This is a genomic window from Streptomyces platensis (genome assembly GCF_008704855.1).
GTDB lineage: Bacteria > Actinomycetota > Actinomycetes > Streptomycetales > Streptomycetaceae > Streptomyces > Streptomyces platensis.
The window spans coordinates 6,306,537-6,324,274 of sequence record NZ_CP023691.1; the positions used below are offsets into that span (position 1 = coordinate 6,306,537).

13 protein-coding genes are annotated in these 17,738 nt (G+C 71.6%); 9 read left to right on the top strand and 4 right to left on the bottom strand.

Going from position 1 to position 17,738, the window contains the following annotated elements; all coding sequences use genetic code 11:
* Positions 1-81: 81 nt before the first annotated feature.
* Positions 82-882, top strand: coding sequence for a thioesterase family protein (locus CP981_RS28070; protein WP_085927550.1), 801 nt, complete (start codon positions 82-84; stop codon positions 880-882).
* Positions 883-1,000: 118 nt separating this feature from the next.
* On the opposite strand, the gene CP981_RS28075 is transcribed toward CP981_RS28070, so the two are convergent.
* Together CP981_RS28075 and CP981_RS28080 are read right to left on the bottom strand one after the other, a co-directional pair.
* A complete protein-coding gene (locus CP981_RS28075; RefSeq protein ID WP_085927551.1) occupies positions 1,001-2,023 on the bottom strand; it encodes an adenosine deaminase in 1,023 nt (340 codons plus the stop codon).
* 128 nt (positions 2,024-2,151) lie between these two features.
* The gene (locus CP981_RS28080) at positions 2,152-2,775 is read right to left on the bottom strand and encodes an NADAR family protein (RefSeq protein WP_085927552.1); all 624 of its coding nucleotides are present in this window, start codon (positions 2,773-2,775) and stop codon (positions 2,152-2,154) included.
* A gap of 201 nt (positions 2,776-2,976) precedes the next feature.
* Between CP981_RS28080 and CP981_RS28085 the strand changes: the two genes are divergently transcribed.
* The 6 genes from CP981_RS28085 (at position 2,977) to CP981_RS28110 (ending at position 10,307) form a co-directional block, all read left to right on the top strand.
* Complete coding sequence (locus CP981_RS28085) at positions 2,977-4,494, top strand: gamma-aminobutyraldehyde dehydrogenase (RefSeq protein ID WP_085927553.1); 1,518 nt, start codon at positions 2,977-2,979, stop codon at positions 4,492-4,494.
* Positions 4,495-4,632: 138 nt separating this feature from the next.
* Positions 4,633-5,880, top strand: coding sequence for an ABC transporter substrate-binding protein (locus CP981_RS28090; RefSeq protein ID WP_085927554.1), 1,248 nt, complete (start codon positions 4,633-4,635; stop codon positions 5,878-5,880).
* A gap of 59 nt (positions 5,881-5,939) precedes the next feature.
* Positions 5,940-7,103 (top strand): ABC transporter ATP-binding protein, encoded by a 1,164-nt coding sequence (locus tag CP981_RS28095; RefSeq protein ID WP_085927555.1) that lies wholly within the window; start codon positions 5,940-5,942, stop codon positions 7,101-7,103.
* Positions 7,100-8,038: an ABC transporter permease gene (locus tag CP981_RS28100; RefSeq protein ID WP_107429584.1), complete on the top strand. Its 939-nt coding sequence runs from the start codon at positions 7,100-7,102 to the stop codon at positions 8,036-8,038. Before CP981_RS28095 ends, CP981_RS28100 begins: the two co-directional genes overlap by 4 nt.
* Positions 8,038-8,883 (top strand): ABC transporter permease, encoded by an 846-nt coding sequence (locus tag CP981_RS28105; protein WP_085927556.1) that lies wholly within the window; start codon positions 8,038-8,040, stop codon positions 8,881-8,883. Before CP981_RS28100 ends, CP981_RS28105 begins: the two co-directional genes overlap by 1 nt.
* A gap of 5 nt (positions 8,884-8,888) precedes the next feature.
* The gene (locus tag CP981_RS28110; protein ID WP_406480251.1) at positions 8,889-10,307 is read left to right on the top strand and encodes an NAD(P)/FAD-dependent oxidoreductase; all 1,419 of its coding nucleotides are present in this window, start codon (positions 8,889-8,891) and stop codon (positions 10,305-10,307) included.
* Between the two features lie 52 nt (positions 10,308-10,359).
* Here the strand turns inward: CP981_RS28110 and CP981_RS28115 are convergent, their stop codons facing one another.
* Both CP981_RS28115 and gabT read right to left on the bottom strand, forming a co-directional pair.
* On the bottom strand, positions 10,360-10,998 hold the full coding sequence (locus CP981_RS28115) for a phosphatase PAP2 family protein (protein ID WP_107429585.1): 639 nt from the start codon (positions 10,996-10,998) through the stop codon (positions 10,360-10,362).
* 661 nt (positions 10,999-11,659) lie between these two features.
* Positions 11,660-13,009: a 4-aminobutyrate--2-oxoglutarate transaminase gene (gene gabT / locus CP981_RS28120; RefSeq protein ID WP_085927558.1), complete on the bottom strand. Its 1,350-nt coding sequence runs from the start codon at positions 13,007-13,009 to the stop codon at positions 11,660-11,662.
* A gap of 261 nt (positions 13,010-13,270) precedes the next feature.
* Between gabT and CP981_RS28125 the strand changes: the two genes are divergently transcribed.
* A complete protein-coding gene (locus CP981_RS28125; protein ID WP_085927559.1) occupies positions 13,271-15,757 on the top strand; it encodes an ATP/GTP-binding protein in 2,487 nt (828 codons plus the stop codon).
* A 205-nt stretch (positions 15,758-15,962) separates the two neighbouring features.
* Entirely contained in the window at positions 15,963-17,609 is a 1,647-nt protein-coding gene (locus tag CP981_RS28130; RefSeq protein WP_085927560.1) for a PucR family transcriptional regulator, read from the top strand.
* Positions 17,610-17,738: the final 129 nt, after the last annotated feature.

Consider the following 17,738-nt stretch of genomic DNA (forward strand, 5'->3'; position numbering starts at 1 on the left):
CCCGAACCCGCCACGGCCGGGACTGCCCTGCCGTGGGAGGGGAAGTGGCTCATCAGATTTCAGGGAAGTGGAGCGATCGAAATGGCGGAAGTGGCGGCACTGCATGAATCCTTCTATCGGCCCCTGGGCGACGGCCAATACGCGAGCAGCCCCTCCACCGCGGGGCCGTGGAGCCCGAAGGCACAGCACGGTGGCCCGCCCTCCGCGCTGATGGGGCGGGCGTTCGAGCAGCACGCGCCCCGGGAGGGGTTCCGCGTTGCCCGCATCACGCTGGAGCTGCCGCGCCCGGTTCCGGTGGGCGATCTGCGGGCCGAAGTCCGTACCCTCCGCTCGGGCGGGCGCACCGAGCTGTTGGAGGGCGAGCTGACCTCGGACGGTGAGAGGGTGCTGATGGCACGGGCCTGGCGGGTGGCCGGCAGTCCTGCCGACACTCCCCGGCTGCGGCCCGTTTCCGACCCGCCGCAGCTTCCTCACCCGCAGCCCGCGCACACGATGGCGGATGCTCACCTGGACGGCTACATGTCAGCAATGGAGTGGCGGTTCGCGCCAGGAGAAGGGTTTGACACGCCCGGACCGGGAACGGCCTGGGCGCGGCAGCGCATCCCGCTGGTGGCCGGCGAGGAAGACACTCCTCTGACGCGGGCCCTGACCCTGGCCGACAGCAGCTGGGGGGTGGCCTTCGAACTCGACCACCGGCAGCAGTTCGTCATCAACACGGACGTCACGCTGGCGCTGCACCGAGAGCCCGTCGGTGAATGGTTGTGCGTACGGTCCGCGACCGCGGCCAGCCCTGGCGGATCCGGCCTGGCACTCGGGCAGCTCGACGACAGGGACGGAGACTGCGGCCGCGTCCTGCAAACCTTGTTGGTCGCCGACCGCTGAGGGCCCGCGAGCAGGTGGTGAACCCAGGTGACGGGCGCGGCCGTTCGCCTTCGGGAGCCACCCCGCCGCGGTCCAGGGCGACGGGGCAGCGGGAGTCAGGCCGTCGTGGCCGTCGCCGTCAGCCGCGCCACGATGCCGTGTAGGCGTCGATCTCGGCCGCCAGCTTCGCCTTGGCGGTGGTGTCCATGAAGGACGCGGTGACGGCGTTCTTGGCGAGGGCGGCCAGGCCGGTGGTGTCCAGGCCCAGCAGACGGGCGGCGACGGCGTATTCGGTGTTGAGGTCCGTGCCGAACATCGGAGGGTCGTCGCTGTTGATGGTGACCAGCACGCCCGCGTCGGCCATCTCCTTGACCGGGTGCTCCTCCAGGGTGCGCACCGCGCGGGTGGCGATGTTGGAGGTGGGGCAGACCTCCAGCGGGATGCGGTGCTCGGCGAGATGGGCCAGCAGCCGGGGGTCCTGGGTGGCGCTGGTGCCATGGCCGATGCGCTCGGCGCCCAGCTCGTTGAGGGCGTCCCAGATCGTGCCGGGACCGGTGGTCTCCCCGGCGTGCGGTACGGAGTGCAGACCGGCCGCGCGGGCGCGGTCGAAGTACGGCTTGAACTGCGGGCGCGGCACCCCGATCTCCGGGCCGCCGAGGCCGAACGAGACCAGGCCCTCGGGCTGGAGGTCACAGGCGATCCTGGCGGTCTCCTCCGCTGCCTCCAGGCCCGCCTCACCGGGGATGTCGAAGCACCAGCGCAGCACCACGCCCAGCTCCGACTCCGCCGCCTTCCGGGCGTCCTCGATGGCCTCGACGTACGCGGCGTCGGGGATACCGCGGCGGGTCGAGCTGAACGGGGTGAGGGTCAGCTCGGCGTAGCGGATCTGCTGCCGCGCCATGTCCCGGGCGACCTCGTAGGTCAGCAGCCGGACGTCCTCGGCGTCGCGGACCAGGTCCACGACGGAGAGATAGACCTCGATGAAATGCGCGAAGTCGCGGAAGGTGAAGTAGTCGGCCAGCGCTTCGGGGTCGGTGGGGACGGCGGAGTCGGGGTGCCGCGCCGCCAGCTCGGAGACGATGCGCGGGGAGGCCGATCCGACGTGGTGGACGTGCAGCTCCGCCTTGGGCAGGCCCGCGATGAAAGCATCGAGATCGGACAACGGTTCCTCCTGGTCAAAGGGTGCGCGAGGGTGCGTTGGAACGGCCTGGCCATGCTAAGCGGGGCGGGGCCGGCCGGGGGCGGGGGTCCGCGGACCGCTCCCGCGCCCGGCCGGCTCCACGGTCCGCCTCACGATCCCGCGCCGGCCGCTTCCCGCAGCCGCTGGCGGGCCGCCATCAGCGCGAAGCCCAGCAGATTCAGACCCCGCCAGCGCGCCGGGTCCGCGGCCCGCTCGTCGTCGGCGGCGAGGCCGATGCCCCATATCCGGTCCACGGGGCTGGCCTCGACCAGCACCCGGGAGTTCGTGCCGAGCAGGTACTCCCGCAGGGCGGCGTCCTGGCCGAACTTGTGGACGCTGCCCTCGACGACCAGGTCGAAGCGGTGCCGCTGCCAGGTCTCCTCGTCGAAGCCGCGGACCGTGCGCCCGGCGTCCTTGGCCTGCTTGGGGTGGCGGGCCGCGAGGACCCGCCGCTCCGCCTCCGCATCGCCGAACAGCCGGGCCTTGCCGGCCATCATCCAGTGCTCCGCGGTGGCGTAGCGGACGCCCTCGGCGGTGAAGGGGGCGGGCCACCACTGGCTGAAGCAGCTCACGCCCAGGCTGCCGTCGCGGCGGGGGCTGTGGCCCCAGAAATGGACGTATTTGAGACGCTTGCCGGTGGCGGTCCGCCGGCACAGCTCCCCGACCGAGCGGGGCCCGTCCGCGACCGGTCCGGCCGCGTCCCCCGTGGTGCTCCCCGTGCTGTCGTGCATCATGCCGGGATTCTGTCAGCGGGCACTGACAACGTGTCGGGGTCCCCGAGGATGAAATCGCAGAATCCGTCGCGTAACCAAAAGGCAACAACGGAATCCCTTGTTGAGGCCGCTCTACTCTGTCAAGATCGGCCATCGATTCCGGAAATAGCTACGCCGGAAGGTGCCGCTGAGCGGCTCCGGCGCCCGGCGGAGGAGAGCACCATGGATCACCGATTCGATGTCACCGAGCGGTTCGCCGAGGGCGCGCAATTCATCGCGGGAAGTCTCCGCGCCGGCAGTTCCGGACGCACCCAGGACGTCGTGGACCCGGCGACCGGCGAGACGGTGTACTCCTACGCACTCGCGGGGACGGCGGATGTCGACGCGGCCGTGGACGCCGCCCGGCAGGCGTTCCCGGAGTGGGGCGGTGCCACACCGGGGGAGCGCTCCGACACTCTGCACCGTTTCGCCGCCGCGCTCGCCGAGGACGCCGGTGATCTGGCCTACGCGGAATCGCTGAACTGCGGAAAGCCGATCAAGCTCAGCAACGAGTTCGACGTACCGGGCTCGATCGACAACGCGGCCTTTTTCGCGGGCGCCGCCCGTCATCTGGAGGGCAAGGCGGCCGGCGAATACAGCGCCGACCACACCTCCGTCATCCGCCGCGAGCCGATCGGCGTGGTCGGCTCCATCGCGCCGTGGAACTACCCGCTCCAGATGGCCGCCTGGAAGGTGCTGCCGGCCATCGCCGCGGGCAACACCATCGTCCTGAAGCCGGCCGAGATCACCCCGTTCACCTCGCTGCTGTTCGCCCAGGCCGCGCAGCGCGCCGGGCTGCCCGACGGGGTGCTCAACATCGTCTCCGGGGCGGGCCGGGACGCCGGTGAGCGCCTCGTCGGCCACCCCTCCGTCGCGATGACCTCCTTCACCGGCTCGACCGCCGTCGGCAAGCGGGTCGCCGAGATCGCCACCGGCACGGTCAAGCGGCTGCACCTCGAACTCGGCGGCAAGGCCCCGTTCGTCGTCTTCGACGACGCGGATCTGGAGGCCGCCGTCCATGGCGCGGTCGCCGGATCGCTGATCAACACCGGCCAGGACTGCACCGCCGCCACCCGCGCCTACGTCCAGCGCCCGCTCTACGACGCTTTCGTCAGCGGCGTCGCCGACCTGATGGCGACCGTACGGCTCGGCGACCCCTTCGACCCGTCCACCGACCTGGGCCCGCTGATCTCGCACACCCAGCGCGACCGGGTGGCCGGCTTCGTCGACCGGGCGCGCGGCTACGCCACCGTGGTCACCGGCGGTGAGGCTCCCGGTGGCGAGCTGGCCAAGGGCGCGTACTACCGGCCGACGCTGATCGCCGGGGCCGCGCAGGACAGCGAGATCGTGCAGTCCGAGATCTTCGGTCCGGTGCTGGTCGTGCTGCCCTTCGACAGCGACGACGAGGGCATCGCGCTGGCCAATGACACCCCCTACGGGCTGGCCGCCTCCGCCTGGAGCCGGGACGTCTACCGCACCGGCCGGGCCACCCGTGAGATCAACGCGGGCTGTGTCTGGGTCAACGACCACATCCCGATCCTCAGCGAGATGCCGCACGGCGGCGCCAAGGCATCCGGCTACGGCAAGGACATGTCGGCCTACTCCTTCGACGAGTACACCCAGGTCAAGCACGTCATGTACGACAACACGGCGGTCGCGCGCAAGGACTGGCACCGCACGATCTTCGGGGACCGCCCGTAAGGGCTGTCCGCCGCCGAGCACCACCGAGCACCACCGAGCCCCCCACCGGCCCCCGCGGGCCCCCTCCAGCGGCCAGCGCCGCGCGGCATCGTCACCACCGGCCGAGCGCCGGGCTCACCCCCTGAAAGGGCACTGCGCATGGAGCACCACCAGCAGCCCGAACCCCTGTCCCCGGCCGAACTCGCCGCCGTGCGCCGTAGCATGACCGACGGCCGGCTCGCCATGACCCGCCGCTCCCTGCTGCGCGCGAGCGGCGCCATGGCGGCCACGATCGGCGGCCTCGGTGCCCTGTCGGCCTGCGGTATCCCGCCCGCGGGCCGTACGGACGCCGGCCGTTCCGAGGACCACTCCGGGGCGGAGAAGCGGATCAGCTTCTCCAACTGGACCGAGTACATGGACGTCACCGACGACGGCAAGCACCGGCCCACCCTGGAGCACTTCACCAAGCGCACCGGTATCGCGGTCAAATACACCGAGGACATCAACGACAACGACGAGTTCTTCGGCAAGATCCAGGCCCAGCTCGCGGCGGGCCAGGACACCGGCCGGGATCTGATCGTGCTCACCGACTGGATGTGCGCGCGGATGATCTCCCTCGGCTGGATCGAGTCACTGGACCCGGCCAACCTGCCGCACGCCTACAGCAACCTCACGCCGCAGTTCCGCAACCCCGCCTGGGACCCCGGCCGCGCGCACTCCTACCCCTGGCAGGGCATCCCGGCGATCATCGCGTACAACAAGAAGGCCACCGGGGGCCGCAAGGTCGACTCGATCAGCCAGCTGCTGGAGGACCCGAAGCTCAAGGGCCGGGTCGGCTTCCTGTCCGAGATGCGCGACAGCGTCGGACTGACCCTCCTGGACATGGGCAAACGGCCCGAGGACTGCACCGCGGACGACTTCGACGCGGCCCTCGCCCGCCTCCAGAAGGGCGTGGACTCCAAGCAGATCCGCCGCTTCACCGGCAACGACTACACCACCGACCTGGACAAGGGCGACCTCGCCGCCTGTGTGGCCTGGGCGGGCGACGTCGTCCAGCTCCAGAACGACAACCCGGACATCGGCTTCGCCGTCCCCAAGGACGGCTACATGACGTCCACCGACAACCTCATGGTGCCGAACAAGGCCCGCCACAAGCAGAACGCCGAACGGCTCATCGACTACTTCTACGAGCCGAAGGTGGCGGCGAAGATCGCGGCGTACATCAACTACGTCTGCCCCGTGGAAGGCGTACGCGAGGAACTCGCCAAGATCGACAAGAAGGCGGCCGCCAACCCGCTGATCATCCCGGACCAGGAGATGGCCGAGAAGTCCCACTCCTTCCGTGCCCTGTCCGCCAAGGAGAACAAGGCGTTCACTCAGAAGTTCTCCGACCTCACCGGCGCCTGATCCCCCACCTCCCAGGCCCGCCCGAGCCGTTTCGCCCTCCGACCCACGGGACGACCGACATGACCCACTCCGCGACCCCCCAGAGCAGCGGCGGCGACGTCCGCCTCCAGGGGATCAGCAAGACCTACGGCTCCTTCACCGCCGTCCATCCGCTCGACCTGACCGTCCCCGCGGGCTCCTTCTTCGCGCTCCTGGGCGCCTCGGGCTGCGGCAAGACGACCACCCTGCGCATGATCGCCGGGCTGGAGGAGCCCACCACCGGCACCGTCGAGCTGTCCGGCCGGGACGTCACGGTCCTGCCGCCGTACAAGCGCCAGGTCAACACCGTCTTCCAGAACTACGCGCTCTTCCCGCACCTGGACATCTACGAGAACGTCGCCTTCGGTCTGCGCCGGCGCGGCATCAAGTCCGTCAAGAAGCAGGTCGAGGAGATGCTCGACCTGGTCCAGCTCGGCCCGATGGCGCGCCGCAAGCCGCAGCAGCTCTCCGGCGGCCAGCAGCAGCGCGTCGCGGTCGCCCGCGCGCTGATCAACCACCCCCAGGTGCTGCTGCTCGACGAACCGCTCGGCGCCCTCGACCTCAAGCTGCGCCGCCAGATGCAGCTGGAGCTCAAGCGCATCCAGACCGAGGTCGGCATCACCTTCGTCCATGTCACCCACGACCAGGAGGAGGCCATGACGATGGCCGACACCGTGGCCGTGATGAACGGCGGCCGGGTCGAACAGCTCGGCGCCCCCGCCGACCTCTACGAGAACCCCGCCACCACCTTCGTCGCCAACTTCCTGGGCACCTCCAACCTCATCGAGGCCGAGGTCGTCGAGGCCGGCGGGGACGAGCTGCTGCTCAAGGCGGCCGACGCCAAGCTGCGGCTGCCCGCCGCCCGGTGCAGCGCCCCGGCCCGTACCGGTGGGAAGGTGCTGGCCGGTATACGGCCCGAGAAGGTCGCCCTCAAGCACACCGATGACGCCGGCACCATCGCCGAAGGCCGCAACCGGCTGCCCGGCCGCATCAAGGACGCCAGCTTCATCGGCGTCTCCACCCAGTACGTCGTCGAGGTACCCGGCCTGGGCCAACTCGCCGTCTACGAGCAGAACGTCGAGCGCGACGGGCGCCTCGTCCCCGGCGCCGAGATCGTCCTGCACTGGAACCCGGCGCACACCTTCGGTCTGGACGCCGCACAGGACATCCAGGCCGGCGCGGACCTCGACGAGGAGGCCGCGTGACCACCACCGAGACGCCCGCACCACCGGACGGCCAGGCCGGGACGGCACCCCTGGAGGTGCGCAAGACCCCCACCCGCAAGCGGCTCGTCCCCTACTGGCTGCTGCTGCCCGGCATCCTGTGGCTGATCGTCTTCTTCGCCGCCCCGCTCGTCTACCAGGCGTCGACCTCGATCCAGACCGGCTCCCTCGAAGAGGGCTTCAAGGTCACCTGGCACTTCGCGACGTACTGGGACGCGCTCGGCGAATACTGGCCGCAGTTCGTCCGTTCCGTGGGCTACGCCGCCACCGCCACCGCGCTCTGTCTGCTCCTGGGCTACCCGCTGGCCTACCTCATCGCCTTCAAGGCCGGCCGCTGGCGCAATATCGTGATGATCCTGGTCATCGCGCCGTTCTTCACCAGCTTCCTGATCCGTACGCTCGCCTGGAAGACGATCCTGGCCGACGGCGGACCGGTCGTCGGGCTCCTGAACTCGCTGCACGTCCTGGACGTCACCAGCTGGCTGGGCCTCACCGAAGGGCAGCGGGTGCTCGCCACCCCGCTCGCCGTGGTCTGCGGACTGACCTACAACTTCCTGCCGTTCATGGTGCTGCCGCTCTACACCTCGCTGGAGCGCATCGACCCGCGGCTGCACGAGGCCGCCGGGGACCTCTACGCCCGGCCGTCCACCACCTTCCGCCGGGTGACCTTCCCGCTGTCGATGCCCGGTGTCGTCGCCGGCACCCTGCTCACCTTCATCCCCGCCGCCGGTGACTACATCAACGCCGAACTGCTGGGCTCCACCGACCAGAAGATGATCGGCAACGTCATCCAGTCGCAGTTCCTGCGGGTGCTGGACTACCCGACCGCCGCCGCCCTGTCCTTCATCCTCATGGCGGCCATCCTCGCCATGGTCACGATCTACATCCGCAAGTCGGGGACGGAGGATCTGGTCTGATGGCCGTCCACGGGACCACCCAAGCCACCGCGGTCCGCACCCCGAACCGGGGTCTGCGCTGGCTGCGCCGCAACGTCGTCGCGATAGCGGGCCTGTGCACACTGGGCTACCTGATCCTGCCCAACATCGTGGTGATGGTCTTCTCCTTCAACAAGCCCAACGGCCGCTTCAACTACCAGTGGCAGCGCTTCTCCACGGACGCCTGGCGCGATCCGTGCGGCGTCGCCGACCTGTGCGGCTCGCTGGGCCTGAGCCTCCAGCTCGCGCTGTGGGCCACCGTCGGCGCGACCGTCCTCGGCACCATGATCGCGTTCGCGCTGGCCCGCTACCGCTTCCGGGCCCGCTCCGGCGTCAACACCCTGATCTTCCTGCCGATGGCGATGCCCGAGGTCGTCATGGCCGCCTCGCTGGCGACCCTCTTCCTCAACATGGGCATCCAGTTCGGCTTCTGGACGATCCTCATCGCGCACATCATGTTCTGTCTGAGCTTCGTCGTCACCGCCGTCAAGGCCCGGGTGATGAGCATGGACCCGCGTCTGGAACAGGCCGCCCAGGACCTCTACGCGTCCCCCGTCCAGACCTTCCTCCGGGTGACGCTGCCGATCGCCGCCCCCGGTATCGCCTCCGGCGCGCTGCTGTCCTTCGCCCTGTCCTTCGACGACTTCATCATCACCAACTTCAACGCCGGCTCCACCGTCACCTTCCCCATGTTCGTCTGGGGATCGGCGCAGCGGGGCACGCCGGTTCAGATCAACGTCATCGGCACGGCGATGTTCCTGGTCGCCGTGGTGTGTGTAGTCGTCGGCCAGCTGGCCGGGGCCCGCAAAAGGAGCAAGAGGAGCTGAGAACCATGGCACGAGCTGCCATGACCCCGTCCGCCGCGCATGCGCTCGCGGACGCCGAACCCACCCCCTTCTGGCTGGCCGACCCGGACCGCCCGGCCGCCCGACCCGCCCTCGTCGGCGACGAGACCTGCGATCTGCTGGTCGTCGGCGGCGGCTACTCCGGCCTGTGGACCGCGCTGATCGCCAAGGAGCGCGACCCCCAGCGCGATGTCGTCCTCGTCGAGGGCGCCGAGATCGGCTGGGCCGCCTCCGGACGCAACGGCGGTTTCTGCGCCGCCTCCCTCACCCATGGCCTCGGCAACGGCCTGGCCCGCTGGCCCGGTGAACTCGCCACCCTCGAACAGCTCGGCATCCGCAACCTCGACGCCATCGGGGAGGCCGTCGAGCGCTACGGCATCGACTGCGCCTTCGAGCGCACCGGCGAGATCGACATCGCCACCGAGCCCCACCAGATCGCCGAACTCAAGGAGTTCGCCGAGGACGCCGCCGGACTCGGCCTGGACCGGCACACCTTCCTCGACGAGGACGAGCTGCGCGCCCAGGTCGACTCGCCGACCTTCCGTGCCGGACTGTGGGACCGCGACGGCGTCGCCATGCTCAACCCGGCCCGGCTCGCCTGGGGCCTGAAGCAGGCCTGCCTCGGCCTCGGCGTCCGCATCTACGAGCGCACGCCCGCCACCGACCTGGCCTCCGACGGCATCGGCATGGCCGTCCGTACGCCCTACGGCCGGGTCTTCGCCCGCCATGTCGCGCTCGGCACCAACGCCTTCCCGTCACTGGTCAAGCGGGTCCGCCCGTACATCGTCCCGGTCTACGACCACGCCCTGATGACCGAGCCGCTCTCCGAGGAACAGCTCGCCGCCATCGGCTGGAAGAACCGCCAGGGCCTCTCGGACTCCAACAACCACTTCCACTACTTCCGCATCACCGCCGACAACCGCATCCTGTGGGGCGGCTACGACATCGTCTACCGCTACGGCGGCGGCGTCCGGGCCGAGTACGACCACCACCCCGCCACCTACGAGAAGCTCGCCCGGCACTTCTTCCGCTGCTTCCCGCAGCTGGAGGGGCTCCGCTTCACCCACACCTGGGGCGGCGCCATCGACACCTGCTCCCGCTTCTCCGCGTTCTTCGGCACCGCACACGCCGGCCGGGTCGCCTACGCCACCGGCTACACCGGCCTCGGTGTGGGGGCCACCCGCTTCGGCGCCGATGTGATGCTCGACCTGCTGTCCGGCGAGCGCACCGAGCGTACGGAGCTGGAGATGGTCCGCAGCAAGCCGCTGCCCTTCCCGCCCGAGCCGCTGCGCTGGGCCGGTATCGGGATCACCCAGTGGTCGATGACCCAGGCCGACACCCGTGGCGGCCGCCGCAATCTGTGGCTGAAGGCCATGGACAAGGTGGGGCTGGGCTTCGACAGCTGACGCGCGGCGCAGGGGGCGGGCGGCCGGCAGCGGTCCGCCCCCGGCGTGTTCCTCAGCGCCCCGGCGCCCGCCCGGCGCCCGCCCCCGCCCACCGGTCGCACACCGCGCACCACACCGCCAGCAGCACCGTGGCCAGACACCAGCTGCCGAGCACATCCAGCGGCCAGTGATAGCCGCGACGCACCAGACCGAGTCCGACGGCCACATTGAGCAGCGCCACCACGGCCACGACCGCCGGCGCGAACAACCGGAGGGCCGGTCGGCCCGTCCGCCTCCCCCGTACCCCGCGGATCACCAACAGCGCGGCCACCCCGTACGCCACCGCCGCCGTGGCGCCATGGCCCGACGGATAGAAGCCGTCGTGCGCCCCGCCCGCCATCCCCGGCGGGCCCGGCCGCGCGAGCCACAGTTTGAGCGGGACGACCAGCGCGGGTACGACGGCCAAGGCGAGGCCGGCGGCGAGCGGCGGCAGCCACCACCGCACCGGGGCACCGTCGTTGGGCGCCTCCTCGCTTCTGCCGCGCCACCCCTGCCACCCCGCCCACACCATGACCACGCACAACACCGGTAGCGCCACTGCTGTATTGCCGAGATCGGCGCAGAACTCGGCGGGCCCGGCGGGGAGATGACTGGTGGCCGGCGCGCGGCCGAGCCATTCGTCGAGGGCGCGCAGCGGGCCGTGGCCGGCCACCTGCCAGGTGAGTGCGGCGAAGAGCAGCGCACCGAAGGCACCGACCCACCACGGGGAGGAGCCCCGGGAGCCGCCACCGGACGGGCCCGGGGAGCACGGTGTGTCAGCAGAGCCCGGAAAAGGGGTCGGCCGCCTCGGAACAGGGGGGGGTGGTTCCGAGGCGGCCGGGTGGACCGGTGTCCCGCGCGCCCCGGGGGGTATGGGGCGGGCGGACATCCGATCGGTGAGGATTCCCGGAACCGGGGGTTCCGGTGTCGTGCGCGAGGGCACGGCCTGATCGGAGCCGGGGAAGCGCCGACCGGGCGTCGCCCGCAGTCCCCTGCGAGCGGGGTGTTTCTCTCATCTGCAGAAACCGTACGGCACGGCGAGCGCGCCCGACAGGCGCATCACCCTGCCGCCATCGGCCCCGCACATCTTCTTCACGCCATGTCTCCAGCTACGCGCGTCCATACGGAAATGAGCCCAGAAAGGGGGACAGAAGGGGGGCGTAGGGGAAGGCGGACAGGGCGTGCACCGGCCCGCACCAGCCCGCGCACCGGCCCGTCCTCCCCACCCACCCGCCCGTCCACCGGCCCGGAACGGGGCGCGGCCCGGGGCACGACATGAGCCGTGCCCCGGGCCGCGCCGGGGTTCCTCCCGCGGGGTGCGCGCTGTCGGCCGCTCAGAGCGCGGCGAAGGCGCCCTCAAGGATGTCCAGACCCTCGTTGAGCAGGTCCTCCCCGATGACCAGCGGCGGCAGGAAGCGCAGCACATTGCCGTACGTGCCGGTCGTCAGCACCAGCAGGCCCTCCTGGTGGCAGGCCTTGGCGAGGGCGCCGGTGGCCTCCGGGTTCGGCTCCTTGGAACCGGACTTGACCAGCTCGATCGCGATCATCGCGCCGCGGCCGCGGACCTCGCCGATGATGTCGTACTTCTCCGCGATCGCGTGCAGACGGGCCGTCATGACCTCGCCGATCCGGCGGGCCTTGGCGTTCAGGTCCTGCTCGCGCATGGTCTCGATGGAGCCCAGCGCCGCGGCGCAGGCGACCGGGTTACCGCCGTAGGTGCCGCCCAGACCGCCCGCGTGCGCCGCGTCCATGATCTCCGCGCGCCCGGTGACGGCCGCCAGCGGCAGACCGCCGGCGATGCCCTTGGCCGTCGTGATCAGGTCCGGGACGATGCCCTCGTCCTCACACGCGAACCACTGGCCGGTGCGGCAGAAGCCGGACTGGATCTCGTCCGCGACGAAGACGATCCCGTTCTCCTTCGCGAAGTTCGCGATCGCCGGGAGGAAGCCCTTGGCCGGCTCGATGAAGCCACCCTCGCCGAGCACCGGCTCGATGATGATCGCCGCGACGTTCTCCGCGCCGATCTGCTTGGTGATCTGCGAGATGGCCTGGTCGGCGGCCTCCTGCGCGCAGTTCTCCGGGCCGGTCAGCCAGCGGTAGGGGTAGGCCACCGGGACGCGGTAGACCTCGGGCGCGAACGGGCCGAAGCCCTGCTTGTACGGCATGTTCTTGGACGTGAGCGCCATCGTCAGGTTCGTCCGGCCGTGGTAGCCGTGGTCGAAGACGACGACCGCCTGACGCTTGGTGTGCACCCGGGCGATCTTGACGGCGTTCTCGACCGCCTCCGCACCGGAGTTGAACAGCGCCGACTTCTTCGCGTGGTCGCCCGGCGTCAGCTCCGCCAGCTGCTCACAGACCTCGATGTACGGCTCGTACGGCGCCACCATGGCGCAGGTGTGGGTGAAGGCTTGGAGCTGCGCGGTGGCCCGGCGGACGACCGCCTCCGCGCTGTTGCCCACGGAGGTCACCGCGATGCCGGAGCCGAAGTCGATCAGGGAGTTGCCGTCCACGTCCTCCAGGACGCCACCGCCCGCGCGCTTGACGAAGACGGGCAGCACGGCGCCGACACCACCGGCCACCGTGGCCTGCTTACGGGCCCACAGCTCCTGCGACTTCGGGCCGGGGATCGCGGTGACGACGCGACGCTCCTGGGCGAGGGCGGGGCCTCCGGACAGTTCGGTCATGGCAGTCTCCTGGGGGTGGAACGGGACGTACACAGGTGTTGTTCTCGCAGGCTAGGGGCGGCCGGGCGGGTCTGGCATGTTCCGTTCGGGAGAAGTGCGCGTGTTGCGTTGTCCGCACCGGACATAGCGACGCCCCACGGCCAGTAGATTGAACGCGGCCCACCCGGCAACGGCGGCCACCAGCGCGGGCATGACAATGACAACGCGGCCGGCCGCCCCGGCCGCAGCAGGCCATGGCTCAAGGGGGACAAGGGGCACCGGATGGACACCGAGGGCACGCACGACGCACGCAACACCCGCTCCGACCAGGTGCCGCGGCCGGCGGCACCCCCGGACGTGCCGCCGCGGCCCACTGCGGCGCCGCACTTCGCCGCTCCGACCGCCGCGGCCGGCCGGGCCGCGGGCTCCGGCACCCGGCCCGGCGATGCGGCGCAGTCCCCGCTCATGGCCTGGCTGAGCGCTCCGCGGGTCCTGTCGGGGCCAGGGGTCTGGGCCTTCGAGCACAAGCCCCGGCCCAAGGAGGAGCCGCACGAGATCGCGGTGCCGCAGCTGATCGCCGGGGCGGTGATTTCGTTCCTGTGTGCGTGGCTGATTTGGTCGTTGCTGATGAACGACTACCTCGGCCCCTACTGGAAGTGGCCGCGCGAGGTGATGCTCCCCGACGCGTGGAAGACGGGCAACGCCAACATCGTCTCGTCGTTCATCTATATGGCCCTCGTTCTCGGCGTGATCGTCATCGTCTTCAGCCGGGTGGGGCGATGGCCCACGCTGTTCCGCCGGCTGCTCGCCCCGGCGGCGAACCGGGTCTGGGACAGGCTGCCGGCGTGGCTGGCGCCCAAGGACCCCGCTGCGCTCCCCGGCGGACAGCTGTTCGCGCGGGCGGCCGTGACCCTGCTGCTCGTGTGGTTGCTCTGGCAGTGGTGCATCGACAAGACGACCGACTCGTCCCTCCTGATGCTTCAGCTGGAGCATCTGACGCCGGTGTCGGGGCAGGCCGCGTCGTACTTCTACTACGCCACCAGCTTCTCGCTGATCGACCTCGGGCTGCTGCTGGCCGTCTTCAGCCGGTTCGCCTGCCTGCCGGAGCTGCGTCGCCGGTACGGCTCGCCGAGCCGTCGGGGCACGTCCGACGCCGGGACGAAGGCCGACCCCACCGCCCGGGTGCTTCAGGTGGACCAGGCCGAGTGGGCCGCCCTGCGTGCCGCGGGCGCTCCCGGGGCCGCCGACCGCCTGGCGCACGAGGCCCGGTCCGGGCTCATGAACGATGTCGATCATGCGCGGATCAGCCGTGCCTGGCAGTCCGTGCGAGCACAGCCGAGCCGGCTTCAGGCCTTCGTCGACAGCGTGCGGGACCACGGCGCCGCCGCGTGTCTGCACCCCTCCGGGGCACGCGATCTGCCGACGCGGACCGCACCGCACGATCTCCTCACCTCCCAGGTGCGTATCGGCACGGCCTCCGAGGACGCACGCAACCCCTATGAGCGGCGCGGCACGGGCTGTGCCCTCGAACCCGACGTGCTCGGTACCTCGCTGCTGGCGGTCGGTCCGCCCGGTTCCGGAAAGACAACGCGCCTGGTGCGCCCGCTGGTTGAGAGCCTGTGCCTCCAGGCGCTGGCCGGGCGTGCCGCCGTCGTTTCCCTCGGGACGGCGGCCTCGACGCCCGCGCCCGAGGACGCCTTCGACGCCGTGATCAGGATCGGGCACCGCGACGCGGAGTGCGACCTGGACCTGTACGGCGGGACGACCGACCCCGATGAGGCGGCCGGAATGCTGGCCGAGGCACTGGTAGGGGATGTGGCGGCGACACTGCCCGGAGGCGATGTGCGCCGGGCGGCCACCGTGCTGGGGCAGTTGCTGGGGCCGTTCCAGGTGGCGCACGGGCGGTTCCCCGGGGTGGCGGAGCTACGGGAGTTGCTGGACGGGGCACGGGAGGCGATGGCGGGGCTGCGGGCCACGCTCGACGCGGCCGGTGAGCACGGCGCGCTGCGGGAACTGGACGCCCGGGAGCGGCAGGCGGAACGGCCGGGAGACGCCGGGGTGCTGCTCGCGGACCGGATCGCGTTGCTGGACCGGCCGGCGTTCGCGGGATTCTTCGACCCGACCGGGCGCGCACGGCAGGTGTCGCTGCGCGCCCTGGACCATCCGCTGCGGGTACGGATCGATCTGCCCGAACGCGGACACACGGAGGCCGCGCGGATTCTGGCCCGGCTGGTCCTGGCGCAGTTCACCGAGTGCGCGGTGGCCCGGTCGGACCGGTCGGTCTTCGCCTGCCTGGTACTTGACGACGCCTCACATGTGATCACCCAGGAGGCGCTCCGCGGGCTACAGCGGCTGCGGTCGGCCAACGCGGGAGCGGTGCTGACACTGCGCTCGCTGGACGACGTGCCCGATGCGCTGCGCGGCACCCTGCTCGGTGCGGTCGGCTGCCGGATGGCGTTCGCGGGCGTGACCACCTGGGACGGGGCGCGGTTCGCCGAGGTGTGGGGCAAGGCGTGGGTCGAGACACGGGACGTCACCGACCGGCAGATCGTCTCCGACGAGCCGTTCACCAAGGTCATGCACTCCATCCGGCGGCTGGTCACGGGCAAGAACGTGACCGCCAAAGCCGTCACCGTCCGCACCGTGGAGCGGGAGCGCTGGTCCGCGTCGGATCTGGCGAATTCGGTGCCGCCCGGGCATGCGGTGCTGTCCGTGACCTCGGTGGCCGGGGAGCATGCTCCGCCGGTGCTGGTGGATCTGCGGTCCTGAGGGGCCGGGGGACCGCCCTTCCCGTTTGCCCGGCCCGGAGGCGTGGGGGGCTGGAAAGGTGGGTCCCCCGATTCCTCCGTTGAGGCAGAATCGGCAGTGGCCGTTCATACGAGGCGGCGTAATCAATCGGGTGCCGGGCGGGCATCGGCCGTTCGTGGCCGGTTGCCGGTCGGTCGCTCGTAGTCGTCGATGTCATGAAGGTTCCATGCCGCACACCCTGGCTTCCCTGGTCAATCACACCGCGCTCAAGCTGACCGTGCTCGCGGGCGAGGAGCGGCTGGAGGCACCGGTGCGCTGGGCGCACGCCAGCGAGCTGATCGATCCGGTGCCCTACATGGAGGGCGGCGAGCTGCTGCTGATCACCGCGCTCAAGCTGGACGCGGAGGACGCGGAGGCGACCCGGAGGTATGTGCGGCGGATCGCGGAGGCCGGGGTCGTCGGGCTGGGGTTCGCGGTCGGGGTGAATTACGAGGGGGTGCCGCAGGCGCTGGTGGACGCGGCCAGGGAGCAGGGGCTGCCGCTGCTCGGGGTGCCGCGCAGGACGCCGTTCATCGCGATCAGCAAGGCGGTGTCGGCGGCCGTCGCCGCCGACCAGTACCGGGCGGTGACGGCGGGGTTCGAGGCGCAGCGGGAGCTGACCCGGGCGGCGCTCAGCGCGGAGGGGCCGGCCGAGCTGCTGGCCCGGCTCGCGGCGCATCTGGACGGCTGGGCCGCGCTCTACGACGCGTCGGGCGCGGTGGTGGCCGCCGCCCCCGACTGGGCCGCCCGTCGCGCGGCCCGGCTGACCGACGACGTCGGGCGGCTGCGGGAGCGGCCCGCCCCCGCCAGCTCGGTCGTCAGCGACACCGACGGCGATGACCGGGTCGAGCTCCAGTCGCTGGGCACCGGGCGGCGGGCCCGCGGGGTGCTCGCGGTGGGGACCGCCGCGCCGCTCGGCACCGCCGAGCGCTATGCCGTGCACTCCGCGGTCGCGCTGCTCACCCTGACCACCGAGCGGTCCCGGGCGCTTCAGGACGCCGAGCAGCGGCTGGGTGACGCGGTGCTGAAGATGCTGCTCGCGGGGGAGCCGGACCATGCGCGGGCGGTGGCCGGGCGGCTCTACGGCGGGCTGCTGGACGCGCCGTTCCGGGTGGTGGTCGCCGAACCGGTGGCCGGTGAGGAGCCGTCGTCGGGCGGTGCCGCGGGCGCCGGGGCCGTGGGGGTGCTCGATGCGCTGGCCGACGCGATGGACTCCGCGGCCGCGCGGACCGGTGAGGCGGTGCTGGCCGTTCCGGACGGCGGCCGGCTGATCGTGCTGGTCACGGACGGCGGGGCGGCCGCGGACGCCTGTGCCGCGTACGCCGCCGAGGCCGAGGCCCGGGCCGGTGCGCAGCCGCGGGCGCGCGGCCGGGCGGCGCGGGCGGAGGCGGGCAACAGTGCGTGGCTGGCCGTCGGGCTGTCGGCGCCGACCGGGCCGATAGCCGCCGCGAACGCCTACCGCCAGGCCGAACAGGCGCTCTCGGTGGCACGGCGGCGCGGCCGTGCGCTGGTCGAGCACGAGGACGTGGCGGCCGGCTCCGTGCTGCCGCTGCTCGCCGACGATGCGGTCCGCGCCTTCGCGGACGGGCTGCTGCGGGCGCTGCGTGAGCACGACGCGACCGGCCGCGGCGATCTGGTGGCCTCGCTGCGCGCCTGGCTCGCCCGGCACGGCCAGTGGGACGCGGCCGCCGCCGACCTGGGGGTGCACCGTCACACGCTGCGCTACCGGATGCGGCGGGTGGAGGAGATCCTGGGGCGCTCGCTGGACGACGCGGATGTGCGGATGGAGCTGTGGCTGGCGCTCAAGGCCACCTCGGCGCCGCAGGGGGAGTAGTGAGGGTGGGGTCGCCCCGGGGAGGGCCGCCCGAGCGAGCTCGCTGCTTCCGCGTGGTGGCAGTCTTTGGAAGGCGCGGGGAGGCAGCGTCCCCGTAGGCCGGTGGGCCGTGTCCTCGTAGGCCGGCGG